This is a genomic window from Photobacterium andalusiense (assembly GCF_900185625.1).
Classification (GTDB): Bacteria; Pseudomonadota; Gammaproteobacteria; order Enterobacterales; family Vibrionaceae; genus Photobacterium; species Photobacterium aquimaris.
In genome coordinates, this window is the sequence record NZ_FYAJ01000004.1 from 54,086 (window position 1) to 78,462 (window position 24,377).

23 protein-coding genes are annotated in these 24,377 nt (G+C 36.0%); 20 read left to right on the forward strand and 3 right to left on the reverse strand.

What is annotated here, in order from left to right:
• Window positions 1–183: 183 nt before the first annotated feature.
• Both PAND9192_RS11215 and PAND9192_RS11220 read left to right on the forward strand, forming a co-directional pair.
• Window positions 184–492: a PTS fructose transporter subunit IIB gene (locus tag PAND9192_RS11215; RefSeq protein WP_087853885.1), complete on the forward strand. Its 309-nt coding sequence runs from the start codon at window positions 184–186 to the stop codon at window positions 490–492.
• A 45-nt stretch (window positions 493–537) separates the two neighbouring features.
• Window positions 538–1,284 (forward strand): PTS sugar transporter subunit IIA, encoded by a 747-nt coding sequence (locus PAND9192_RS11220; protein WP_234999122.1) that lies wholly within the window; start codon window positions 538–540, stop codon window positions 1,282–1,284.
• A gap of 14 nt (window positions 1,285–1,298) precedes the next feature.
• On the opposite strand, the gene PAND9192_RS11225 is transcribed toward PAND9192_RS11220, so the two are convergent.
• Window positions 1,299–2,144: a helix-turn-helix transcriptional regulator gene (locus PAND9192_RS11225; protein ID WP_087853887.1), complete on the reverse strand. Its 846-nt coding sequence runs from the start codon at window positions 2,142–2,144 to the stop codon at window positions 1,299–1,301.
• Window positions 2,145–2,310: 166 nt separating this feature from the next.
• On the opposite strand from PAND9192_RS11225, the gene manA reads away from it, so the two are divergent.
• The 3 genes from manA (at window position 2,311) to aroC (ending at window position 7,938) form a co-directional block, all read left to right on the forward strand.
• Complete coding sequence (gene manA / locus PAND9192_RS11230) at window positions 2,311–3,510, forward strand: mannose-6-phosphate isomerase, class I (RefSeq protein WP_087853888.1); 1,200 nt, start codon at window positions 2,311–2,313, stop codon at window positions 3,508–3,510.
• A gap of 792 nt (window positions 3,511–4,302) precedes the next feature.
• Complete coding sequence (locus PAND9192_RS11235; protein WP_087853889.1) at window positions 4,303–6,204, forward strand: PTS fructose transporter subunit IIABC; 1,902 nt, start codon at window positions 4,303–4,305, stop codon at window positions 6,202–6,204.
• Window positions 6,205–6,852: 648 nt separating this feature from the next.
• The gene (aroC, locus tag PAND9192_RS11240) at window positions 6,853–7,938 is read left to right on the forward strand and encodes a chorismate synthase (RefSeq protein WP_060997366.1); all 1,086 of its coding nucleotides are present in this window, start codon (window positions 6,853–6,855) and stop codon (window positions 7,936–7,938) included.
• Between the two features lie 94 nt (window positions 7,939–8,032).
• On the opposite strand, the gene PAND9192_RS11245 is transcribed toward aroC, so the two are convergent.
• Complete coding sequence (locus PAND9192_RS11245) at window positions 8,033–8,650, reverse strand: trimeric intracellular cation channel family protein (RefSeq protein WP_087820995.1); 618 nt, start codon at window positions 8,648–8,650, stop codon at window positions 8,033–8,035.
• A 249-nt stretch (window positions 8,651–8,899) separates the two neighbouring features.
• Here PAND9192_RS11245 and PAND9192_RS11250 point away from each other — a divergent pair, with 249 nt between their 5' ends.
• The 15 genes from PAND9192_RS11250 to PAND9192_RS11320 all read left to right on the forward strand — a co-directional run bounded on the left by PAND9192_RS11250 (window position 8,900) and on the right by PAND9192_RS11320 (window position 22,828).
• Window positions 8,900–9,451: an elongation factor P hydroxylase gene (locus tag PAND9192_RS11250; protein WP_087853890.1), complete on the forward strand. Its 552-nt coding sequence runs from the start codon at window positions 8,900–8,902 to the stop codon at window positions 9,449–9,451.
• Window positions 9,452–9,466: 15 nt separating this feature from the next.
• A complete protein-coding gene (locus PAND9192_RS11255; RefSeq protein WP_087853891.1) occupies window positions 9,467–9,724 on the forward strand; it encodes a YfcL family protein in 258 nt (85 codons plus the stop codon).
• A 107-nt stretch (window positions 9,725–9,831) separates the two neighbouring features.
• Window positions 9,832–10,770 carry a hypothetical protein gene (locus PAND9192_RS11260; protein ID WP_087853892.1) on the forward strand — a complete coding sequence of 313 codons (939 nt, stop codon included), beginning with the start codon at window positions 9,832–9,834 and terminating at the stop codon, window positions 10,768–10,770.
• A 26-nt stretch (window positions 10,771–10,796) separates the two neighbouring features.
• Window positions 10,797–11,855: a dTDP-glucose 4,6-dehydratase gene (rffG, locus tag PAND9192_RS11265; protein WP_087853893.1), complete on the forward strand. Its 1,059-nt coding sequence runs from the start codon at window positions 10,797–10,799 to the stop codon at window positions 11,853–11,855.
• 73 nt (window positions 11,856–11,928) lie between these two features.
• Entirely contained in the window at window positions 11,929–12,804 is an 876-nt protein-coding gene (gene rfbA / locus PAND9192_RS11270) for a glucose-1-phosphate thymidylyltransferase RfbA (protein ID WP_087853894.1), read from the forward strand.
• A gap of 10 nt (window positions 12,805–12,814) precedes the next feature.
• Window positions 12,815–13,705 (forward strand): dTDP-4-dehydrorhamnose reductase, encoded by an 891-nt coding sequence (rfbD, locus tag PAND9192_RS11275; RefSeq protein ID WP_087853895.1) that lies wholly within the window; start codon window positions 12,815–12,817, stop codon window positions 13,703–13,705.
• A gap of 20 nt (window positions 13,706–13,725) precedes the next feature.
• On the forward strand, window positions 13,726–14,274 hold the full coding sequence (gene rfbC / locus PAND9192_RS11280; protein WP_087853896.1) for a dTDP-4-dehydrorhamnose 3,5-epimerase: 549 nt from the start codon (window positions 13,726–13,728) through the stop codon (window positions 14,272–14,274).
• A 54-nt stretch (window positions 14,275–14,328) separates the two neighbouring features.
• Window positions 14,329–15,615, forward strand: a complete 1,287-nt coding sequence (locus PAND9192_RS11285) for an oligosaccharide flippase family protein (RefSeq protein ID WP_087853897.1) — start codon at window positions 14,329–14,331, stop codon at window positions 15,613–15,615.
• A complete protein-coding gene (locus tag PAND9192_RS11290; RefSeq protein ID WP_087853898.1) occupies window positions 15,612–16,475 on the forward strand; it encodes a glycosyltransferase family A protein in 864 nt (287 codons plus the stop codon). The genes PAND9192_RS11285 and PAND9192_RS11290 overlap by 4 nt, the downstream gene beginning before the upstream one ends.
• Window positions 16,476–16,479: 4 nt before the next feature.
• Complete coding sequence (locus PAND9192_RS11295) at window positions 16,480–17,388, forward strand: glycosyltransferase family 2 protein (RefSeq protein ID WP_087853899.1); 909 nt, start codon at window positions 16,480–16,482, stop codon at window positions 17,386–17,388.
• Complete coding sequence (locus tag PAND9192_RS11300; protein ID WP_087853900.1) at window positions 17,385–18,467, forward strand: EpsG family protein; 1,083 nt, start codon at window positions 17,385–17,387, stop codon at window positions 18,465–18,467. Before PAND9192_RS11295 ends, PAND9192_RS11300 begins: the two co-directional genes overlap by 4 nt.
• Window positions 18,468–18,482: 15 nt before the next feature.
• The gene (locus PAND9192_RS11305; RefSeq protein WP_087853901.1) at window positions 18,483–19,394 is read left to right on the forward strand and encodes a glycosyltransferase; all 912 of its coding nucleotides are present in this window, start codon (window positions 18,483–18,485) and stop codon (window positions 19,392–19,394) included.
• Complete coding sequence (locus tag PAND9192_RS11310) at window positions 19,384–20,280, forward strand: NAD-dependent epimerase/dehydratase family protein (RefSeq protein ID WP_087853902.1); 897 nt, start codon at window positions 19,384–19,386, stop codon at window positions 20,278–20,280. The genes PAND9192_RS11305 and PAND9192_RS11310 overlap by 11 nt, the downstream gene beginning before the upstream one ends.
• Window positions 20,281–20,282: 2 nt before the next feature.
• Window positions 20,283–20,846, forward strand: coding sequence for a sugar transferase (locus PAND9192_RS11315; protein WP_087853903.1), 564 nt, complete (start codon window positions 20,283–20,285; stop codon window positions 20,844–20,846).
• 68 nt (window positions 20,847–20,914) lie between these two features.
• Entirely contained in the window at window positions 20,915–22,828 is a 1,914-nt protein-coding gene (locus PAND9192_RS11320; protein WP_087853904.1) for a nucleoside-diphosphate sugar epimerase/dehydratase, read from the forward strand.
• A gap of 388 nt (window positions 22,829–23,216) precedes the next feature.
• Here PAND9192_RS11320 and PAND9192_RS11325 read toward each other — a convergent pair whose 3' ends face one another.
• On the reverse strand, window positions 23,217–24,188 hold the full coding sequence (locus PAND9192_RS11325; RefSeq protein WP_087853905.1) for an OmpA family protein: 972 nt from the start codon (window positions 24,186–24,188) through the stop codon (window positions 23,217–23,219).
• Between the last annotated feature and the right edge of the window lie 189 nt (window positions 24,189–24,377).

Sequence of the window (24,377 nt, forward strand, 5' to 3'; positions counted from 1 at the left end):
TGGTTTCTTTAACTTCCGAGATCACGAATAATGAGCTGAGTCTCGATACTAACAATCGCGCTACTCGCCACTGCTTTTCCTCGCCTTTCTTTCCCTCGCTCATATCTTATCTCTTATGCTATTCTGCACCGTTAGTTACCTCACTTGGGTAACACTATATTTAACAATATTCAGGGATTAAAAATGAAAATTGTCGCGGTAACAGCCTGCCCAACGGGTATCGCACACACCTATATGGCAGCGGATGTCCTTAATAAAACCGCCCATCACATGGGGATTAAGATCCAAGTTGAAACCCAAGGTGCAATGGGAATAGAAAACTTTCTAACCGCCAAAGATATTGCCCACGCTGATATTGTCTTAATTGCTTCTGATATTGAAGTCGAACAACGGACTCGTTTTACTGGTAGTCGCATTCATTGTGTGACGATAGAAGAAGTATTGGTTGATGCAACCGCAGTGATTGAGCGTTGTCAGCAATTGTGTCAATAATCGCAGAATAAACGTGTTGGGCTAAGCCACAGTTCTAAAGGAATTATGATGTTAGAAAGACGGATCACATTCTATTGTGGTGAAGCAGGGTTGCCATCTTACCAACTTAATCAACTTAAGAAATTGACCTCGTATTTTCAAGCACAAGTTGAGCTATTTAATGTACGTCAACTAACCTGTGCGCCAGTATCTCAACCTCTTAAAATGCTAGCATTGGCAAATAAACCGCATGCATTATGCCAATTGATCATCAAAGGACATGATGCTGAATTAGCAAATCTTGTGCTGACTGATTTTATTAGTCAATACGCACTATCATTGTCACAATTCTCACCACCAGAGCCATTTAAGCTTAATTTTCCAGTGACTAGCATTGGTTGTGGTAACGGTGATAAAGCCGATACCATTGCGCAGTTAAGTCAAATGCTGGTGGCACAGCAAGCTATCAGCTCTGAACAACAACCAGCGTTACAACAAGCATTATTAGATCGAGAAACCATTTCAGCCACCGTAATGGGGCCTCAAATAGCATTGCCGCATGTGATGCACGAGAGCATCAGACAGCCTGCGATGGCGATAGTGTGCCATCAACAGCCCATTGATTGGGGATCATCACGCGGAAATATCAACCGTGCAATTGCAATGATATTGCCAAAACCACCACCAAAAGCGGTGATCATGGCCTTTGCACAGTTCTCAAAATGTTTATTAAATGATGATTATTGTAGAGCATTAACCTTAGCCCAGCTGCCGCAAGATCTAAAAGCATTAGTCATTGAAGCGTTAAGGTAATATCAAACTAATCGTTAGGCGACAATTCTGTATTCAGACGGTGTACGACCGGTTTTATTTTTAAACACGCGACAAAAGTAATTCACATCCACAAACCCACATCGAGTTGCCACTTCGGTTAGTCGAAATGGATATTGGCGCAGCATGAATTTAGCGCGTTCAATCCGTACCCAACAAATATAGTCAGCTAAGCGCATGTGTCCTTGTTGACGAAATAAACGCGATAGGTGGTTAGGAGTAATATTAAACCGATTGGCAATGGTATCGCGGCTAATAGCGCGGTGAAAATTCTCCTGAATATAAATACAAATCCCTTGATAGAGATCTTCGGTACGATTTTTTGATTGATGCAACGGCACATGAAGCATGTTTTGCGTGTAGCTCAGTAATGCTTGCAGTAAATGTTCATCTATTGGCTGCTGTTGTGGCTCACTGGCAAGCATATTAAGCGCGGTTAAAATCGAATCGATGGCATGGCCAGTCCATGCTTGAATTGAGTGTTTTTGAACATCATAGAACTTAGGGCTATCTTTGGTTTTGCTGACTAAACTAAACCCCAATTGACGCTTACCAAACAATAAACTCAATACTGAGCATTCGGTATTCCAGCTCGGTTGGTTCCAGCTATTTGGTGGAATATAAATCGCATCACCGCCCATTAAACTAATTTGGCAAATACCATTATCACCATCATCAAGTTGGTTAACATATTCCCCTTTAAGTACTAACTCTAAGCGTGGAAAATTAACTTGATAGCTAAACTGAGGCGGTTGAGTTTTTCCACCGGCGAACCAAATTCGATTAAAACTTTCTCGTTCAGTTAATACTGAGTCAATTAAATTAAAGAAAACATTGTCCATAGTATTCACTTTATATTTGGGGTGATGGTAACAAGATTATTAGTTTGTGCTGAATAAACCATTTAAGTTTTGTTATAGTGCTGTCAGTTAAGGTATGACACCAATAATAATGTGGTTGATACCATACCATCAATATCGTGAGCAATAATAACAATAGGACCTGACAATGACCGACTCTACCCGCACTGTCTTTTTTAAGATGGATAACGTGATCCAAGATTATGCTTGGGGCAGTGTAACATCAATTGAGCAACTGTTTGCTATTCCAAACCTAGACCAAAAACCACAAGCGGAAATGTGGATGGGCGCACATGCGAATGGTTGTTCGGTGATCACGGTTAATGGTGAAGCGGTACGCTTAGCTGATTTTATTGCGACCGATCCCGATGCCATTATTGGTGCTGAAACTCAGGCTAAATTTGCTGAATTGCCTTACTTGTTTAAAGTATTAGCAGCAGAAAAAGCGCTATCAGTACAAGTACACCCAAGTAAGCATCAAGCTGAAATCGGTTATGCAAAAGAAGAAAAGATCGGTATTGCCCGTAATGCAGCTAACCGTAACTACAAAGATCCTAACCACAAACCTGAGCTGGTATTTGCACTAACGCCTTATCAAGCAATGAATGGTTTCCGTCAAGTTGCTGAGATCGTAGCTTTATTTCAAGCACTAAATCTTGAAGTGATTAACGATCTGGTTGCAACATTAGCAGCTAATCAAACAGAAGCGGGTTTAGGTGACTTCTTTGCTGCAATGTTATCACTTGAAGGTGAGAAAAAAGATGCAGCAGTGCAAGGATTACTTGCGTACTGCGATGCGAATCAAGACCAGCCATTGTGTAGTTTATTATTAGAATTAGCGACTCAATACCCAGGTGATATCGGCTTATTTGCACCCTTAATGCTAAATGTATTAACGTTGCAACCGGGTGAAGCAATGTTCCTAAGTGCGTGTACACCACATGCTTACATTAAAGGTACTGGTTTAGAAATCATGGCTAACTCAGATAACGTGCTACGCGCAGGTTTGACGCCTAAATTTATGGATGTGCCAGAGTTGGTGGCAAACACTGAGTTTACTAGCATGGCTGTTGATCAGTTACTGTTAGCACCAACCGTTGCTGGTGGCGGTTTAGATTATATTGTGCCAGTGCCTGATTTTAAATTTAGCGTATATAAGCAAGTGGATGATCTTGAATTACAAAATACCAGTGCTGAAATCTTGTTTGCGATTGATGCACCATTGACTGTAACGCATCACAATGGCGATACATTAACGCTTGAAAAAGGCCAGTCAGTGTTTATTCCAGCTTATGCGAAGGCATATACAGCTAATTGTGCTGGTATGTTTGCGCGGGCGTATAATTAAGTTGCGAGGATATTCGTAGCGAGTTTTCGAGTTTTAGAGTTTCGAGTTTTAGAGCTTGCGAGATTAAGCGATGGGTGTAAGCCTGTCGCTTTTTTTGTAGGTGGGAGGTGAATAAGGGAAGAGCAGGGACAAGTTTTAGAGTTTTCGAGTATATTCGTAGCGAGTTTCGAGTAGCAATAATGGATCTCGCCACTGCTTTTCCTCGCCCCTCAAAACCTTATTTCCACTGGCTTCTTTAAGGCTCAAACACGTGTTGAGTAGATCACGGATAGCTTCGTACCTCAACTTCCGAGATGACGGATATTGGGCTGAGTGAGTGCCAAACTTACCCCCGTCATTCCCTACAGTGAGGTTACGAACGAGATAGGGAATCTACTAACCACGCGTTGTAGAGTTATTGAATTCACTGGCTTCTTTAAGGCTCAAGCGCGCATTGAGTAGATCACGGATATTTGGTTCTGTGATCTTCCGCACTAAAAAATCGAAATTCCAGCCAACAAAAAGCCTTATTTAGATAGTTTATGAAATTATTTTATGATGGGTTTTATATATTTAACAATAATGATTTGTATTTAAGTAATTGAATTATTTGAATTAAAATATCAATTCAACTTGTTTTATATACAATGAAAAATATGAGTTATAGCTCACACTGATGATTCAATGTTACAAATTTCCAGTTAAAGCCTGTTTTGTACTCTACTTTATCGACCGCAAACATTCGACAATACTCCCATGCTGATGGCCGATGCGATGTCATCGAGTCCATAAATAAATCATCGGGGATAAAACATGATTACCACTCTCATCAATGAGCAGTTGATTAACCTCAACCTCAAAGCAACCACCAAAGATGAAGTGTTTGCTGAAATGGCAGATATTTTAGTTCAACAAGGTCGGGTTGCGGACAAAACACAATTTTTAGCAGATATTCAAGCCCGTGAAGAGCTAGGAAATACCGGTTTTGAAGATGGAGTGGCATTACCCCATGCTAAGAGTGCCGCGGTTATTAAGCCAGCAGTAGCAATTGGTGTTAGCCGTAGTGGAATTGAATATGGCGCAGAAGATGGCTTACCATCAAAACTATTTTTTATGATTGCTTCTCCAGATGGTGGCGATAATCACCATATTGAAGTATTGGCTGAGTTGTCATCAAAACTGATTGAAGATGGTTTTATCGATGCATTTTTAGCAGCGAAAACACCTGCTGACGCATTAGCATTATTGCTCGCTGAAAAACAAACGGTAGCAACATTACCTCAAGATAAAGGCTTATTAATTGGTGTTACTGGCTGTCCTGCTGGTGTTGCCCATACTTACCTAGCTGCAGAAGCGTTAGAAAAAGCCGCTGCTGAATTAGGCTATGAAATTAAAGTTGAAACGAACGGCTCTATCGGTGTTAAAAATTCACCAACCGCAGAAGAAATCGCGCGTGCTGAAGCCATTGTGGTTAGTTGTGATAAACAAGTCGACATGGCACGTTTTGCAGGTAAAAAATTAATTAAAACTGGCGTTAAAGCACCGATCAAAGACGGCAAGGGCGTTATTCAACAAGCGTTAGTCGCTAAGCCGTTTGATGCTAATGGCGATGGTTTAGAAGACGGCGAAAGTAAAGTTTCTAAAGCCCGTTCAGATCTATATCGTTTCTTGATGAACGGTGTATCACACATGATCCCGTTTGTAGTAACAGGCGGTTTGTTAATTGCATTGGCATTAGCGATTGGTGGACAGCCAACGGATGCCGGCATGCAAATACCACCAGGTAGCATGTGGCAAAAAGTGCTTGATGTTGGTGTTGTCGCCTTTACGTTAATGATCCCTGTGCTTGCAGGTTACATAGCGTATGCGATTGGTGATCGTCCCGCGTTAGCACCGGGTTTCATTGGCGGCTGGATTGCAAATAACGGTTCATTTTATGGTGCAGACGCAGGTACTGGTTTTATCGGTGCCATCATTGCAGGTCTATTAGTCGGTTACTTTGTGCGTTGGGTAGCAACCCGTAATTACCACAAGTTATTACAACCATTAGTACCGATTCTTATTGCGCCTATCACAGGTACATTATTCATTGCTGGTGCGTTCATCTTTATCATTGGTGCGCCGATTGCTGGCCTGATGCACACCATGAACACCGTACTAACTGAAATGAGTACAGGTAACGTTATTCTACTGGGTATTGTGCTTGGTGGTATGGCTGGCTTTGATATGGGCGGTCCATTTAACAAAGTCGCGTTCTTGTTCTCTGTCGGCATGATTGCTAATGGTCAAACGCAGTTTATGGGTGCAATGGCATGTGCGATCCCTGTCGCGCCATTAGGTATGGGTTTAGCAACTGTGATTGGCCGTAAACTGAATATCTTTGAGCAATCAGAAATTGAAGCAGGTAAAGCTGCAGGAGCAATGGGCTTAGTCGGTATCTCTGAAGGTGCGATTCCATTTGCGGCACAAGACCCAATCTCTGTTATTCCAGCTAACGTATTAGGCAGCATGGTTGCGGCAGTAATGGCGTTCTCATTTGGTATCACCAACAGCGTTGCTCACGGTGGCCCAGTAGTTGCGTTACTTGGTGCAATGAACAAACCATTACTTGCTCTGCTATGTATGGCAACTGGTATGGTGGTAACAGCATTAGTTGCAGTATCACTGAAGAAATTCCGTAAAGCAAAAGCGGATAAAGAGTTAGCGGTAGCGTAGGGGACTAGATTTCGAGTATCGAGATTAATAGATTCCGAGATTAAGCGATGGGTGTAAGCCTGTCGCTTTTTTTGTTATCAAATTCAATCCGTCATTCCCGACAGTGAGGTTACGAACGAGATAGGGAATCTATTGTCCACGCGTTGTAGAGTTATAGTGGTTGTATTATAGAGTTTCACTGGCTTCTTTTTGGCTCAAGCGCGCATTGAGTAGATCACGGATAGTTTCGTACCTCAACTTTCGAGATGACGGATATTGGGCTGAGTGAATGCCAAACCCAACGAACGCGATGTCCTACAGTGAATGCCAAACCAATCCCGTCATTCCCTACAGTGAGGTTACGAACGAAATAGGGAATCTATTGTCCACGCGTTGTAGAGTTATAGTGGTTGTATATGGAATTGTATAGGTGTCTTTTGGGCTCGATCACGTGGTGAGTAGATCACGGATAGTTTCGTACCTAAACTTTCGAGATGACGAATAATAGGCTGAGTCATTCTCGTTACTCGTTACTAATGATCTCGCGACTCGCCTCTGCTTTTCCTCACCCTTACTTTATTCCTTGCTTTTCAAATCACATCTTTGCAGTATGTATTGATTACCATAATTAAAAATGCATGTAAGCATAGATTTATTACAGGGGAAGTCATGGCTGGAAATACCATAGGGCAATTGTTTCGTGTAACGACTTTTGGCGAAAGCCATGGAGTCGCATTAGGGTGTATTATTGACGGTTGTCCACCTGGATTAGCACTAACAGAAGCCGACATGCAACACGATCTCGATCGTCGTCGTCCTGGTACCTCAAAATATACCACTCAACGTCGTGAAGCCGATGAAGTTAAGATTTTATCAGGTGTATTTGAAGGCCAAACTACCGGTACATCGATTGGATTGTTGATTGAAAATACCGATCAGCGCTCAAAAGATTACTCTAATATTCAGAATTTATTCCGCCCGGGTCACGCCGATTACACTTACCATCAAAAATATGGCGTACGCGATTATCGTGGCGGTGGTCGTTCATCTGCACGTGAAACAGCAATGCGTGTTGCGGCAGGTGCGGTTGCGAAGAAATACCTTAAACAAGTGCATGGCATCGAAGTATGCGCTTACTTATCTCAAATGGGCGAAGTAAAAATTGATAAGGTTGATTGGCAGCAAATCGAACAAAATGCCTTTTTCTGTCCAGATGTCGATAAAGTCGATGCTTTTGATGAACTGATCCGTAACCTTAAAAAAGACGGTGATTCGATTGGCGCTAAAATTACCGTGGTTGCTCGTCATGTGCCTGTTGGTTTAGGTGAGCCAGTATTTGATCGCTTAGACGCTGATATTGCCCATTCTTTAATGAGTATTAATGCGGTTAAAGGGGTTGAAATCGGTGATGGTTTTGATGTGGTTGAACAACGTGGCAGTGAGCACCGTGATGCAATGACATTACAAGGTTTTAAAACTAACCATGCTGGTGGCATTCTTGGTGGGATTTCTTCAGGACAAGATATCATTGCCCATATTGCGTTAAAACCGACCTCAAGTATCAGCGTGCCAGGTGAAACAATCACTCAGCAAGGTGAGTCGGCAGAAGTCATCACTAAAGGCCGTCATGATCCGTGTGTCGGTATTCGCGCAGTGCCAATTGCTGAAGCGATGTTAGCGATCACTCTGATGGATCATCTGTTACGTCATCGTGGTCAAAATGCCGATGTAGTAACAACAACGCCGAAGATATAAAGGCGAGGAAAATAAGTTTCGAGATTGCGAGTGTATTAGTAACTTGTCACTCGCTACTCTCTACTGTCTTTCCTCGTTCTTGCTTTGCCTGCTTTTAAGCTTTTGCTTCTTCGAACTTAAATACTGGCAAGCTCCAACTGAAGAATACTGCAGCCATACGAAGACTAAAACCAACGGCTAAGGTGACTAACGTCGTAATATCAGCCGGAACATTAAAATGCAGCATGGTGATATACATAATTCCCGCCAGAAATGATACCGAAGCATAAAGCTCTTTATGCAAAACCATTGGCTTACGACGAGTGATCATATCGCGTAACAAGCCACCAAAGACCCCCGTTACTACAGCTGCTACCACACAAATAATTGGTGATAACCCCATCGTAATTGCGACTTGGCAACCAATAATACTAAATACAATTAACCCGATGGCATCAAGAATAATAAAAATCTTGTGAAAGCGTACTACCCATTTACCGAGTACGGTTGTCAACAAACCTGCAACGCAAGTGATCACTAAATACTGCGGATGAGCAACCCAACCGAGTGGATAGTGGCCTAACAAAATATCACGCACTGTACCGCCGCCAATGGCAGTTGCACTTGCTACTAGCATCACGCCAAACCAATCCATATGACGTTTACCTGCCGCTAATGCGCCTGTCATGGCTTCAGCAGTAATTCCGATAATGTATAAAATTGAAAGCAGCATGATAAATGTGACACCTAAAATGAAATGCTGGAATTGGAGTATTGTATTAGTGACGTATCTCAACTTCTAATGAAAAGAATTAAATTTGGTATGAACTGAGCTAATGTAAAAATAAAATTAATAGTAACAATATAAATATTGACGAGAACGCATAAATTAATATGAGCATTCGCGATAAGGCAGGAAAGCCTATATACTTCGTGGGTTAAATTACTATGACCTACCAATAAATATTAAATGAAAATTCATATGAAACATGACTATAACGATCTTATTCAGTTGTTTAATAAGGTCTTTTTAGAGCGCTTAAATACTGAACTATTATTAGGCGGCGATGAGCCAATTTATCTTCCTGCCTCTGAAGAACGCCCGCACCATCAAATTATATTTGCGCGTGGTTATTATGCTTCAGCAATGCATGAACTAGGTCATTGGTGTATCGCTGGCGAAGCACGACGACTATTAGAAGATTATGGCTATTGGTATCAACCTGATGGTCGTAGTGCTGAAGTACAAGCAGAATTTGAAGTGGTTGAGATTAAACCGCAAGCGATAGAGTGGATTTTATCAGCAAGTTGTGGTTTTAAGTATCAAGTAAGCTGTGATAATTTGAGCGGTAACTGCGAGCCTGATAGGGTAGGCTTCACGTTAAAAGTACGTGAACAAGTTATCCACTATTTAACACACGGCATTCCAGAGCGTGCCAAAATGCTTTCTGATGCCTTCCGTGATTTTTATGGCATAAAACCACTAACTGAAGCGGATTTTCCAAAGCCGATTCCATTAACTGATTACGCCTAACAGCAAGGATAGAAGATGATCCACGATTACGAGCAAAAGCTACTACAGCTTATTGATGACAATATTGACAGCGCAACGGATGATGAACTGTTTGCTGGTGGCTATTTACGTGGGCATATCTCACTTGCGGCAGCAGATTGTGAGTTGCAAGGTATTACTGATATTGTGCAGATGCAGCAGAAAGTAAAACAAAGCTTATTGGACGCAAAAAGCGAATTAAGTCCAAGTGATTGGCAATTAGTGCAGCAATACAGTGATAAATTAATGGCGTAATTACATGCTATAGCATGGGGTTATGAGTAAGTTTAAAAATTAGAATTAATGCTTTGTGGGTGTATAGCATATCCCAAGGGCGGTAGCGTGTTTTTAATGGGGAAAATATGAGTGAAGCACAGAATGGTTTTGATAAATCTAATTCTCTAAATAATAAAGATGAGCTATCTGACTGTTTGTTATTATTATGGTCTTATAAAAGAATTATATTATTATGTGTATGTGTGTTTATTAGTTGTGCTTTACTTTATTCTACTCAGAAGAAACCAGAGTGGAGTATTTTAGGAAATATATCTGTCACAACGTTAAATCAGAGCGAGCATAGTTATGAAATTTCAAATGTGAAATTATTTGAAATTTATAGTGGTATATATAATTCATTAGAAAATAAAGTAATTTTTTCAAATGATAATAAGGGTTTGGATATAAATCCTAATAATTTTTCATTAAATGAAAAAACACATCAAGCTAGCTATAAAAGTAATGATAAAGAAAATATTAATAATATATTGGTTGGTTATAATAAGTTTATTTCAAATCTAGCATTAGAAAAAATAAACTCAATAATATATAAGGAAATTTCTGACGATAAAGATGATGTTTATTATAAATATAATAAATTATTGTTAGAGGCGAAAGAAAAAGTTGTTATTGAAAAAAATAAGACAATATATGCTATTAGGATTGCACAAGCGGCACAAATAATTAAACCATTAGCTAATATAAGTAATGATAAAGATATTTTCAATGTTAGTCTTGGGGTTTTAGGTTTAAAAGAAAAGTTAAATATATTAAATGATAAAAATATATTACCAATATTTGAGCCTAAGTTGTTACTTCTTGAAAAAGAAAATATAAAATTAGAAAAGATGCTAACTTCTCATGAGTTTTATATTAATAGCCCTTATGTTATAAAAGTACAAAAAACACAACGTCTACAAGAAATTAGTACATCATATTTAGTAATGATTGCATTGGTTCTTGGTGTTATTTTAGGTTCAGCGTTAATTATAGTTATTGATTTTATAAGAAACTTTAAAAAATAATATACATTTATAGTAAAGGTGATTAAGTGAAGATTTTAGTAACAGGTGGAGCAGGTTTTATTGGCTCTGCTGTGATTCGTCACATTATTAATAATACTCAAGATAGTGTGATCAACGTTGATAAATTAACTTATGCAGGAAACTTAGAATCATTAGTTGAAGTTGAAAACAATGATCGTTATGCATTTGAGCAAGTGGACATTTGCGATCGCGTAGAGTTAGATCGTGTTTTTGCTGAGCATCAACCTGATGCAGTAATGCATTTAGCTGCTGAAAGTCATGTTGATCGTTCAATTGATGGCCCTGCGGCATTTATTGAAACTAATATTGTTGGTACTTATACAATTTTAGAAGCAACACGTGCTTACTGGAATCAATTAGATGAATCTCGTAAGGCAGCCTTTCGTTTTCATCATATTTCAACCGATGAAGTGTATGGTGATTTGGAAGGCACCGATGACTTGTTTACTGAAACAACATCCTATGAACCATCAAGCCCATACTCAGCTTCTAAAGCATCAAGTGATCATTTAGTGCGTGCATGGCTGCGTACTTACGGTTTACCAACTATCGTAACTAACTGCTCAAACAATTATGGTCCTTACCATTTTCCTGAAAAGTTGATTCCGCTAATTATTTTAAATGCCTTAGACGGTAAAGCATTACCTGTTTACGGTGATGGAATGCAGATACGTGATTGGCTATATGTAGAAGATCATGCATCAGCGCTTTATACCGTAGTCACACAAGGCGAAATTGGTGAAACCTATAATATTGGTGGTCACAATGAAAAAGCCAATATTGAAGTAGTAAAAACTATTTGTTCGTTGCTTGAAAAGTTAGTGCCTAATAAACCAGATGGTGTTATTCAATACCAAGATTTGATCACTTATGTGACAGACCGCCCTGGGCATGATGTCCGTTATGCTATTGATGCTTCTAAAATCGCCCGTGAACTTGGCTGGAAACCAGCTGAAACCTTTGAATCAGGTATTCGTAAAACAGTTGAATGGTATTTGGCTAATCAAAAATGGTGGAGTCGAGTGTTAGATGGCTCATATAACCGTGAGCGTTTAGGTAATTAATTTATACTTTTTTCTTTTTATCTTAGGTTAGTTTTTATCTAACCTAAGAGATTATTAATCTCGGACTCTATTTATGAAAGGCATTATTTTAGCGGGTGGTTCTGGCACGCGTCTGTATCCTATTACCCGTGGTGTATCTAAGCAGTTATTACCAATTTACGATAAGCCAATGATTTTTTACCCGTTATCGACATTAATGTTAGCGGGTATTAAAGATATTCTTATTATTACGACACCTGAAGATAATGACAGTTTTCGCCGTCTACTTGGTGATGGAAGTGACTTTGGTATTAACCTTGAGTACGCTATTCAGCCTTCCCCTGATGGTCTAGCGCAAGCATTTATTATCGGTGAAGAATTTATTGGTAATGACAGTGTGTGCTTAGTGTTGGGTGATAATATTTTTTATGGCCAATCATTTGGACAACAACTTAGTCATGCTAAAGAATTGACATCTCAAGGGGTTGCAACAGTATTTGGCTATCAAGTAAAAGATCCTGAGCGATTCGGAGTCGTTGAATTTGATAGCAATATGAAAGCTATTTCTATTGAAGAGAAGCCATTACAACCAAAATCAAATTATGCAGTAACAGGATTATATTTTTATGATAATCGTGTTATTGAAATGGCAAAACAAGTCAAGCCGTCACATCGTGGTGAACTAGAAATAACCACATTAAATGAAATGTACTTAAATAACGGCTCGTTAAATGTTGAATTATTGGGGCGTGGGTTTGCATGGCTTGATACAGGTACTCATGAAAGCTTGCATGAAGCATCTTCATTCGTTGAAACAATTCAAAATATTCAAGGTTTAAAAGTCGCTTGCCTTGAAGAGATCGCTTGGCGTAATGGTTGGTTAACATCACTGCAAGTAAAAGAATTAGCTGAGCCAATGATGAAAAATGAATATGGTCAGTATTTAATGCGTTTAATTAATGATAGATAGAGATGTAACAATGAAAATATTAATTACAGGCTGCAATGGACAAGTTGGTAGTTGCTTAGTTAAATTGTTGCAGGAGCGTAAAAATGTTGAAATCTGTGCAGTTGATCGCGCAGAACTTGATATTACTCAGCAAGATGCAGTTAGTCGTTATGTCGCTTCTTTTAAACCAAATGTCATCATTAATGCGGCTGCACATACCGCGGTTGATAAAGCAGAGCAAGAAATTGAACTTTCATACGCAATTAATCGTGATGGTCCTAAATATCTAGCGATGGCCGCTAATGATATTGGCGCACTTATGTTGCACATATCTACAGATTATGTATTTGATGGCACAAAAGATTCTACTTATGTAGAGACTGATTTAGTCAACCCTCAAAGCATCTATGGTATAACCAAGCTTGCTGGTGAAGAGGCAGTTGCTGAAGCTTGCCCTCGACATATTATTTTACGAACAGCATGGGTATTTAGTGAATACGGCAATAACTTTGTAAAAACCATGCTTCGTCTTGCGCAGCAAAGAGACGCTTTAGGAATAGTGAATGATCAATTTGGTGGCCCTACTTATGCTGGTGATATTGCTGCGGCATTAATTGAAATAGCACAAAATATTATGGGTTCAGATAACTTATTTGATAGTGCTAACTATGGTATTTATCATTTTTCAGGTTTACCCCATGTTAGTTGGTGCGAGTTTGCACAAGAAATTTTTAATAAAGCAGTGAATCAGGAACTCTTAATTAAATCACCTGATGTTAAAGGAATTAAAACAGAAGAGTATCCAACACCAGCTAAACGTCCTGCCAATTCAACTTTAAATACTAATAAAATAACAACAGTATTTAATATTCCAGCAAGTAATTGGCAGTTAGCATTAGATCATTTAGTTGATTACGTTTAATACTAAATTAGAGAAGAATAATGAAAGTTATAGATACTAGTATTCCTGATGTGAAAATTATCGAACCTTCAGTTTTTGGCGATGAGCGAGGTTTCTTTATGGAAACTTGGAATCAAAAGAAATTTGAAGAATTGGTTACCGGTAAACCGACTAAATTTGTACAGGATAATCATTCAAAGTCTAAAAAAGGCATTTTACGTGGATTACATTACCAAACCGAGAATACTCAAGGTAAATTAGTCCGTGTCGTTTCTGGTGAAGTTTTCGATGTTGCGGTGGATATTCGAAAAGATTCTTCAACATTTGGCCAATGGGTTGGAGTTTACCTTTCAGCTGAAAATAAACGTCAACTTTGGGTTCCTGAAGGCTTTGCTCATGGTTTCTACGTAACGAGTGATGAAGCTGAATTTGTTTATAAGTGTACTGATTTTTATAATTTTTCAGCAGAACATTCTATTTTGTGGAATGATTTAGATTTGGGTATTGATTGGCCATTATTTGACAATGAGCCTAAGTTATCTGAAAAAGATATCAATGGCGATGAATTTAAAAAGAGTATTTGTTTGTAAAGGAGTAATGGAGGATATAATAATCCTCTGCTACTTTTAAAATATGGTGTTTAAGTGCTAAATCGAATTATATATGGCGTATCATCCAAGTCTATAGATATTATATATAGTATAGTAATTGGAATAATGATAATTAACTATTTAGGACCTGAAGAGCAAGGAAGAATTGCATTTATAAATAATTTATCTTTATTCTTTTCCTTTTTTATAACATTAGGATTAAATTCAATATATACTGTTATATGTGGTTCTAATAATATTAATATTATAAAAAAACGATATGGCTATTACTCAGGGTTGCGAGTCTTAGGTTTTTTAGTTTTTATGATAGTAATGTTAGCTATAATCTACACTACAAAGCCAGATGTTTTTTTTATTGCGTTGCCTATTTTAGTTTCAAAGTTTTTTGTTTCATTAAATCTTTATCAATCGATAGTTGACGGTAGAGGGAAGTTTAAAGAATATACCATATCGCAATTTATTTCCCTTGTTATTACTTCAATAGTGGTTATTTTTTGTATAAAAAATAATTATGGCGTTATAGCTATAGCCTCAACATTCTTAATTAAAGAAGCGCTATCTTTTTTTGTTTTTTATTTTCTTTTTGATAAGGGAAAATATTTCAAAATATCATTTAATAGTAATAAATATAAAACAATATTTAGACGTTCTTCTAAATTAATGTTATCAAGTATAGTTGTTGGATTATTTACACAAATCGATATATTAATGATTGGTTGGTTTATTAGCGATAGAAGTGCTGGAGTCTATTCCGCTTCCACAAGGTTAACAACACCATTAAATTTTATATCTATAATATTTGTAGCTATATTTATATCAAGTCTAATTGAAAAATATAAAAACAGAAAAGAAGAATATTATCATTTAATATCATTGATAGTGAGTGCGTTATTTTCCATATATATAGTCATTGTATTATTTGTCTATTGTTTGGGCGGTGATTTTTATTTTAAAATATTCTCTCATCAGTATTCTGAATCATTGAGTCTATATTATATTCATATTCTTGGGCTATTTTTTATATTTCTTGGTGGCGTAACCGGAAATCATCTTGTTATTATTAAGGATTATGATTCAGAACTAAAGAAGACTATTTATGCTGCATGTTTAAATATAATATTAAATTTTTTCGGCATATATTACAAAAACTTGGAAATTATTGCTATATCTTCAGTTGTTAGTTATGCATTAGCAAATTTTTTATTCTTTATTACATATAAAGACAGATTGTTTTTTAAGTCATTAATTAAAGGCTTTAATCCATTTTTAGCTACTAGTTATTTTATTGAAGTTATATTTAAAAAAAAGACATTTAAATGAAAACACCTATTTTAGTAATGACCAGAAATGAAAATGAATATCTTGAGCAATGTATACATTCTATTATTGATACCGTAACTGTAAATTACCATATATATATAATTGATAATGCATCTGATAATAAAGAACATTTGGCTATTTTAAAAAAATTGGATAAACTAGACAATGTAACAGTTATAAGAAATACAAAAAATGAATGGGTATTAGGTTTAAATTCACACCTTGAAATGATCAAAGATAGGCATGACTCAAAATATTTTTATTTAACTGATGGTGATATTGATTTTTCTAAATGTAAGGCTAAACCATGTTGGTTAAGTTATTCCATTAATTTAATGGATAATAATTGTGCGCTTGGGAAATTAGGTTTATCTCTTTCATGGGATTATTTAGAAGAAAACCCAGAATTAAAAAACATATTACTTCAAGAGAAAAGTCTCTATACAGATAAAAAAATTAATGATCTGTACGTGTCATTTGTTGATACCACAGCAACATTATTTAGATGGGATTGGTCGATAGAGGGAAATTCAAAATTTTATCCTGATCATATGCGTTATCTTAGACCTGATTTATATTCGTGTCGAACGCCAAAAAATATAACGGTGGAACATTTAGGTTGGAAAAAATATAATAAAAATTTATTACCACAATCAGATATAGATAATAAAATAAAATGTTTTGTAAAGGTTGGTGGCTATGTTAAAGATGAAACTCTGGAACAAGCATCAAAAAAAATCAAATATTTATATAAATATACACACAAAACAGTATTAAATATGTGGATACTTAGGCGGTATTTTTATTTACTAAAATTTGTTTTAGTAAAGGGGCGTCGTCACTTTCAAGGGCAGGGATAATATAATGGTTTTACCGATTATAGTTTTATTTAATCCAGAAAAAGAATTATTAAAAAGATTACTTATTAGCTTAAAAGATCAAGTAAATGATATATGTATCGTTGATAACTCTCCTATCTCTGTTAAAAATGAAATAGACGATATTCTAAATACAATACCTAATAAGATTAAGTATTATGAATTAAATGAAAATAAAGGGATAGCAACTGCTCAAAATATAGGAATCCAGTATGCACAGGATAATAACTATAGTCATGTGTTATTATTAGATCAAGATAGTGGATTGCCTGATAATATGATTAAAGGTTTATTAAACGCTGAGAATAAATTACTAGATAAAGGTATAAAAGTTGCAACTGTTGGTCCAGTCTTTATCGATGAAAAAACAAATGAGTCAGTCAGCGCTATTCATACAAAATTATTTTATTTGAAGCGTGTCCCTGTTGATGTCAATTCTAGTGAGCCTGTCGTTAGTGATTACATCATTGCTTCTGGTTCTCTTATTCGTATTTCGGTATTAAAAGAAATAGGTAGTATGGTTGATGAGCTATTTATTGATTGGGTTGATATTGAGTGGGGAGAACGTGCCAATCATCTTTATGGATATAAATCTTTTATAATACCAACGGTCATAATGAGACATAGTATAGGTGATGAGACAACAAAATCATTTGGTCGAAATTTTAATTTACACTCTGATTTTAGAAATTATTTTATTGTTAGAAATGCTGTTTATTTAATGCGTTCAAAAAGTATGTCATTTAATTCAAAATCACTTTCTTTAATAAAAATACCTTATTATATTATTTTTTATTCTTTTATGTCGAAAAGACGCCTCTATTCTTTAGGACTTTTAGCTAAAGCAGCATTTGATGGTATTGTTTCTAATATGGGGAAAGGCCATTTTAAATGAGTTATTATATTTTATTATTTTTAGGTCTATTATCTTTTGCCTATATTTATGATGGATTTGTATTTAATAAAAATATATCTTATGTAAGAATAGTAAACCTATATACATACTCATTATTATTATTTGTTATTTTTTTTGCAGGATTAAGAGTACCTAGTGTAGATCATGATTATAATACATATATATCTTGGTTAAGTGGTGATAAGAAAAACTTTATAGCATATGTTTTACAGGGGAAAGATGTCGGTTTTCTCTTTTTGTATAAATTAGTAACAATCTTTTCAAATAATTTTGCTTTGTTTTTTATAATAATAGCGGCTATTAGTGTTATTGCTAAATATACATTTTGCAAATTAGCTTTTGATAATAAGTTTGTTGGTATATTAGTGTTATTAGTTTTTTCAAGGCTATATTTAACTCAGGAATTTACTCAAGTTCGTGTAGCTATAGCTATGGGAATAGCATCATGTGCAGTATTATACTGGTATAATAATAAGAAAAAAACAAGTATTGTATTAATGCTAACTGGATTAACATTCCATTTATCAGTGATTATAATACCTTTGTTTTTTTTGATTTATAATTATTGCTCTTTTTTAAAGAAGCGATATGTTTTATTTTTTATACCATTGATAGCTTATTTTCTGTCGCCCTTATGTATTGAGGTTATACACTTAATTGGCTCTAGTCGAATTGATGTATATATAGATGGCTCTTACCATACAACTAAACTGTCAGCATTTTCAGCATATTATTTAATTAGATTATTTTTATTTTATTTTATTTTAGCTTTTGTGTTTGATTATATAAATGAAAAAGAAAAAATTTTCGTATATTTTCTAGCTTGTAGTTTGTTTTTACAAATTATATTTTCTTGGAATGATGTTTTTTCTCTTCGCTTCACCGAAGTTTTAGGTATTTTTGATCTTTCAGCTTTAATTTTACCATTAAAATATTTGTCTAGAAAGTTTAAGTTAGCATATTTCTTGTTACTTATATTGATTTCTTTTGTGTTTTTTTATTCGTCATTGAAAATAGTTCAGCCATATGAAAATTATTTGATGTTAATGTTTAAATGATTGTTAGAGTTATTTATGAAAAAAATATGTGTGTTATTGGCCGCTTATAATGGTGAGAAATATTTAAAAGAACAACTTGATAGTATATTATCTCAAGTTGATGTAGTTATTGATGTTTATATAAGTTTGGATTTATCAACTGATTCATCTCTAGATATTATAAATGAGTATGAAAAAAATCACGATAATATATATATCCTTGAGTATGGTCTGCGATATGGAAGTGCAGGGCAAAATTTCTTTAGGCTATTAACCGATGTAGACTTTTCTGATTATTGTTATGTTTCATTTGCTGATCAAGATGATATCTGGTTGCCGAACAAGCTTCATCATGCTGTGGAGATGATTAATCTACATAATTGTGATGCGGTATCTAGTAATGTATTAGCTTTTTGGGAGGATGGACGCGAAAAGTTGATAAAAAAAGATTATCCTCAAGTCGATTATGATTATGTTTTTGAATCGTCTGGTCCTGGCTGTTCTTTCTTATTGACTAGAAAATTATCCTTGGATATTAAAAAGTCATTATTAGATAAAAAAGATGAAATAAATAAATTATGGCTTCATGATTGGTATTGTTATTCATTTTCTCGTGGTAATAATTTTAAGTGGTATATTGATAATAAAGCTCTAATGCTTTATCGGCAACACAGCAGCAATGAAGTAGGAGCAAACAATGGATTATCTTCAATAATACGAAGGCTCAAGGTTATTCTATCTGGAGATGCATTTAATAAAGTATTAGTGCAAGCGAATTTTATTGGTTTGAATAATAAGCCAATAAAGTTATTAAAAGAAAATACTTCTTTTAGTTTATTTAAATTATCGATGATGGCAAATAAATGTAGACGTTCAAGTTCTGAAAAATTTGCATTTTTCATCATAATTATAATATTAGCAGTAAAAAGGTTATTTAATGTTAAGTAAAGTGTTACTTACGGGCTCTACTGGATTTATTGGACGAAATTATTATAACGCTTATTCTAATAATATTCGACGCATTGTAAGAAAGCCTGCGAATAATGATGCTAATGATACTTATCTTATTGAATCATTAACATCTAAAACAGATTGGAAAGAAGCTTTAACTGATGTTGATAGCGTTATTCATTTAGCAGGATTAGCGCATTCAAAGTCTTATTCAAATGATGATTATACTGAAATTAATTATTTAGCCACTGTTAACCTTGCTAAACAAGCTGCAAATGCAGGAGTGAAAAAATTTATATTTATAAGTACTATTGGTGTTAATGGTGTTGAAACTAAAGATGAGCCATTTCGTTCTTCAGATATGCCGAATCCACATAATAGTTATGCCACATCTAAGTATCATGCTGAAATTGATTTGAAAAAAATATCGGAAGAATCAGGAATGAAATTGGTTATAATAAGACCAACTTTAGTTTATGGTGCTGATGCTCCTGGTAATTATAAAAGTCTTTTAAGTCTAGTTAAAAAAACGGCAATATTGCCATTTAAGGCAATTCATAACGAAAGAAGTTTTATATCTATACATAATCTATGTAGTTTAATTAATTTTTGCTTAAATAGTGAGGAAGCGGATGGTCAAATTATTTTGGCATCTGATGGATATACTGTTTCTATTTCAGAATTCACTAACACAATAGCTGAAAATTTAGGTCGTAAATTATATCAAATACCAATACCTAGAAGTTTTTTCTTATTATTAGGTCGGTTGTTTAATAAAGAGCAGATGATTGGTCAACTTATTAATGATTTGAAAGTTGATGATGAAGAAACTAGGAATAAAATATCTTGGCGACCAACTAAATATAAAATAGAGACTAAATAAGAATGAATGAATTTTTTAAAATTAGAGTATTTGACATAGTGTTTTCTTTTTGTGGTCTGTTACTTTTATGGCCAATTCTCTTAATTATTGTTGTTATTGGTATGTTTGATACGGGATCTCCTGTATTTATTCAAACACGCGTTGGAAAGAACCAAAAGCCATTTAAACTAATTAAATTTAGGACAATGACTGTAGATACTCAATCAGTTGCAAGTCATTTGGCGAGTAATACATCAATTACTCGTTTAGGCCATTTTCTTCGTAAAACAAAGATCGATGAATTACCTCAATTAATTAATGTTTTAAAAGGTGATATGAGCTTTGTTGGTCCTCGTCCGAATTTATTTAATCAACAAGAGTTAATAGCTGAACGAGATAAGCTTGGTATTTATAAAGTCTTACCAGGCATTACAGGCTTATCTCAAGTTCAAAATATTGATATGTCTACTCCAAAGTTATTAGCAGAAACAGATAAAAAAATGCTCGATACCTTAACGATAAAAGATTATTTTAAATATATAATAATGACGGCGACAGGTAGTGGTGCTGGTGATGCCGTTAAGTAATTATCGAACTTCTTTTGTGACAATTTAAATTAAACCATGAGATGGGTATTGCTCATTCTTGAGGATGTATGGCTATTATCGATACTTTTTTCTCAATTCCTAGACCTTATAAGCGCGCAATAAGTGTCTTTATTGATCTGATTTTTATACAAATTGCTTTTTGGGGTGCTTTTTGGACTCGCTTAGGTGAGTTTGATCAAACGCGTAGTATTGATTATTGGTACTTAGTATCATTTATTTCAGTACTCACTATTACGTGTTTTATTCGAATTGGCTATTATCGCGCTATTTTACGCTATTTAAGTGTACACGCTATTTTTACATTAGGTGTTGGTAGTTTAGTCTCAACAGTTATATTTGTATTAGCGACTTACTTTTTTGGTATTTGGGTTCCGCGTACTGTCGTTGTTATTTATTTAGGTTATTTGTTCATACTCACGGGGGGAGCTCGACTATCTGTTCGTGTCTTCTTTGCTCAGCTGGAGATGAAGCGTAAGCCAAATGTGATTATTTATGGTGGCGGTGTAGCAGGGCGACAACTGGTTAATTTATTACGTCAAGGTGATGAGCTAAATCCAGTTGCTTATATTGATGATAATAAAAAATTGCAAGGTAATGTATTGCAAGGTTTAACAGTATATAAGCGTGAGAAGTTATCATGTTTAGTATCAAAGTTTGATGTTAAGCAAGTATTATTAGCAATGCCAAGTGCAACCCGTAGTCAGCGTAAAACGATTATTAGTGCCTTAGTTGATCTTCCTGTTGAAGTGCTGTCTATTCCGAATCTTGATGCTATTGTGCATGATAATGTGTCATTAGATCAGCTCCATGATGTACCTATTGAAGATCTGCTTGGTCGTGAATCTGTATTACCTAACGAACAGTTAATGGAAGCAAATATTAAGAATAAGGTCGTGATGGTGACTGGCGCGGGCGGCTCTATTGGTTCTGAGTTGTGTCGACAGATTATTTTACACCAACCGCAAACGTTATTATTGTTTGAACTCTCTGAATTTGCGCTATATAGCATTGAAAAAGAATTATCCGAATATATCGACAAGCGCGGTTTAGTTGTTGAGTTAATTCCATTATTAGGTTCAGTGCAACGGATTAATCGTCTTGAAGCTATTATGACCACTTTTAACGTTGATACTATTTATCATGCGGCTGCCTATAAGCATGTTCCGATGGTTGAATATAACGTTGTTGAAGGTGTACGTAATAACGTTTTTGGTACTTTTTATACTGCTCAAGCTGCAATTAATGCAGGCGTATCTTCATTTGTATTGATCTCTACTGATAAAGCAGTGCGACCAACAAATGTGATGGGTACTACTAAACGTATGGCTGAATTAGGCCTGCAAGCTTTAGCTGAGCAAGAAGCATTGAAACCTAATGGTACCCGTTTTTGTATGGTACGTTTTGGTAATGTGCTTGGATCTTCCGGTTCAGTGATCCCATTATTTAAACGTCAGATCAAAGAAGGTGGGCCGATTACAATTACTCATCCTGATATTATTCGCTATTTTATGACTATTCCAGAAGCTGCGCAGTTAGTGATTCAAGCTGGTGCGATGGGTAAAGGGGGAGATGTGTTTGTGCTGGATATGGGCAAACCTGTCAAGATAGTGAGTTTAGCTGAGAATTTGGTTAAATTATCAGGACTTGAAGTGAAGTCAGAACAAAACCCATATGGTGATATCGAGTTTAAATATACCGGATTACGTCCTGGTGAAAAGTTATACGAAGAGTTATTAATTGGTGATAATGTTAATGAAACCGAGCATAGTCGTATCATGATGGCTAATGAACGTTTTCTACCATTAATTGAATATCAACAAATTCTTGAACAATTAGATAGTGCTTGCCATGACTTTGAGCACGAACAAATTCGTCAAATATTAATTGATGCTCCTACAGACTTTAAACCAAGTGATGGTATTGGTGATGTTGTTTGGAAACGTAAGCAACTGAATCATTAATTGGTTATTTAAAAAAGCCCAATTCATATTATGAGTTGGGCTTTTTTTTACTTTTGATTTTAGCTCTGCCACACTGTATTTTCTTTATACCAGCCATTATGATCTGCTTATCCTGCTTATCCTGCTTATCCTGCTTATCCTGCTTATCCTGCTTATCCTGCTTATCCTGCTTTCTCGCTACTAGCTACTCGCCACTCATTTACTTATTTGTTTACCTGCTTACCTCGCTACTCACCACTCGCTACTCGTAATCTTTTATTCTTATCACTTATCTTTCCATCTTCCCCGAAACAAAAAAATCCGCCATAACCGTGAAGTTATGGCGGATTATTAGCGCTTACTAGTTACCTAATAAATACGCCGTACTAAGCTACAGCATCAGTAATAATTACTGAGCAACAACTTGAGTAACAGTTTCGATGTTTAGCTCAGGAACGATGATGTCAACACGACGGTTTTCAGCACGGCCTTCAGCTGTATCGTTAGAAGCAACTGGATCTAGCTCACCACGGCCTTCGCTAAGAATACGATCTTCACCCATGTTTAGGTGTGCACGTAGTTCTTTAGCAACAGCTTCTGCACGCTCTTCTGAAAGCTTTTGGTTGTAAGCTTCAGGACCAGTGCTGTCAGTGTGACCAACAACAGTGATTGTTGCTTCAGGGTATTGGTTTAGACGCTCTTCGAAAGGCACTAGGTGTGCAGCATCGCCAGCAGTAATTTTAGAACTATCGAACGCGAAAGGTACAGTTAGCTTAAGCTCTTCGATTGTTGCTACAGATACTTGATCAACATAAATAACTTCTGGAGCAACAACAGGAGCTGGAGCGCCCCAATGGTATGCTAGAGAAACGCCAGCGAATTGAATGTCAGCACCGCCAACATCTTTGTAGTATTGGTACTCAACACGTGTAGAAACGTTGTTGTTGATGTAGTACTCAGCACCAACGCCAGCAGTTGCAGCCCAACCGTTGTCATCGTGAGTTGCGCCGTTTTTAGCGTTCCAATCGTAGTAGAAAGCACCTAGCTTACCAAACACATCGATTTTATCGTTGATAGCGTAAGAGTACTTACCTACAAGGTCAGCACCTTGAGCAGTAAATTTACCTTGGCCATTAGTAACGCTCGCGCTACCTAGGTTAGTGTAACCTACTTCAGCTGCAAACCATGGTGTGATTTGGTAACCAGCGAAAACACCACCAGAAAGGTTTTTGTTATCAACATCAATTTTGTTTGTTTCTTGTTTAATGTCGTAGAAGCTATTACCTAAACGAGCACCAGCATAAAACGGGTTATCTGTTGCAGCATTTACCGCGCCAGATACAAGAAGAGCAAGAGGTAGTACTAGAAAAGTTTTTTTCATAATATTTGCCGTATTTTCCTAATTGTAATAGATCCGACTTAAGCCGGTAATTTTCGCACTATTATATGAAAGTGCTTGTCTATACCCTACAATAACAAATGCTATCGGGATATATTTTTCATATATAATAATGCATTTTTTTTGAATGACATAGCAATTAAACGCTGTTTCATTTTTTTTGGGTTTTAG

Excerpts from the sequence above, each read along its gene's own strand:
- PAND9192_RS11260 (WP_087853892.1), top strand. The coding sequence starts at position 9,832 with ATGAGTGAAGCACAGAATGGTTTTGATAAATCTAATTCTCTAAATAAT.
- PAND9192_RS11255 (WP_087853891.1), top strand. The coding sequence starts at position 9,467 with ATGATCCACGATTACGAGCAAAAGCTACTACAGCTTATTGATGACAAT.
- PAND9192_RS11325 (WP_087853905.1), bottom strand. The coding sequence starts at position 24,188 with ATGAAAAAAACTTTTCTAGTACTACCTCTTGCTCTTCTTGTATCTGGC.
- rfbC (WP_087853896.1), top strand. The coding sequence starts at position 13,726 with ATGAAAGTTATAGATACTAGTATTCCTGATGTGAAAATTATCGAACCT.
- PAND9192_RS11225 (WP_087853887.1), bottom strand. The coding sequence starts at position 2,144 with ATGGACAATGTTTTCTTTAATTTAATTGACTCAGTATTAACTGAACGA.
- PAND9192_RS11290 (WP_087853898.1), top strand. The coding sequence starts at position 15,612 with ATGAAAACACCTATTTTAGTAATGACCAGAAATGAAAATGAATATCTT.
- aroC (WP_060997366.1), top strand. The coding sequence starts at position 6,853 with ATGGCTGGAAATACCATAGGGCAATTGTTTCGTGTAACGACTTTTGGC.
- manA (WP_087853888.1), top strand. The coding sequence starts at position 2,311 with ATGACCGACTCTACCCGCACTGTCTTTTTTAAGATGGATAACGTGATC.
- PAND9192_RS11315 (WP_087853903.1), top strand. The coding sequence starts at position 20,283 with ATGAATGAATTTTTTAAAATTAGAGTATTTGACATAGTGTTTTCTTTT.
- rfbA (WP_087853894.1), top strand. The coding sequence starts at position 11,929 with ATGAAAGGCATTATTTTAGCGGGTGGTTCTGGCACGCGTCTGTATCCT.
- PAND9192_RS11320 (WP_087853904.1), top strand. The coding sequence starts at position 20,915 with ATGGCTATTATCGATACTTTTTTCTCAATTCCTAGACCTTATAAGCGC.
- PAND9192_RS11305 (WP_087853901.1), top strand. The coding sequence starts at position 18,483 with ATGAAAAAAATATGTGTGTTATTGGCCGCTTATAATGGTGAGAAATAT.
- PAND9192_RS11250 (WP_087853890.1), top strand. The coding sequence starts at position 8,900 with ATGAAACATGACTATAACGATCTTATTCAGTTGTTTAATAAGGTCTTT.
- PAND9192_RS11300 (WP_087853900.1), top strand. The coding sequence starts at position 17,385 with ATGAGTTATTATATTTTATTATTTTTAGGTCTATTATCTTTTGCCTAT.
- PAND9192_RS11295 (WP_087853899.1), top strand. The coding sequence starts at position 16,480 with ATGGTTTTACCGATTATAGTTTTATTTAATCCAGAAAAAGAATTATTA.
- PAND9192_RS11310 (WP_087853902.1), top strand. The coding sequence starts at position 19,384 with ATGTTAAGTAAAGTGTTACTTACGGGCTCTACTGGATTTATTGGACGA.
- rfbD (WP_087853895.1), top strand. The coding sequence starts at position 12,815 with ATGAAAATATTAATTACAGGCTGCAATGGACAAGTTGGTAGTTGCTTA.
- PAND9192_RS11235 (WP_087853889.1), top strand. The coding sequence starts at position 4,303 with ATGATTACCACTCTCATCAATGAGCAGTTGATTAACCTCAACCTCAAA.
- PAND9192_RS11245 (WP_087820995.1), bottom strand. The coding sequence starts at position 8,650 with ATGCTGCTTTCAATTTTATACATTATCGGAATTACTGCTGAAGCCATG.
- PAND9192_RS11220 (WP_234999122.1), top strand. The coding sequence starts at position 538 with ATGATGTTAGAAAGACGGATCACATTCTATTGTGGTGAAGCAGGGTTG.
- PAND9192_RS11215 (WP_087853885.1), top strand. The coding sequence starts at position 184 with ATGAAAATTGTCGCGGTAACAGCCTGCCCAACGGGTATCGCACACACC.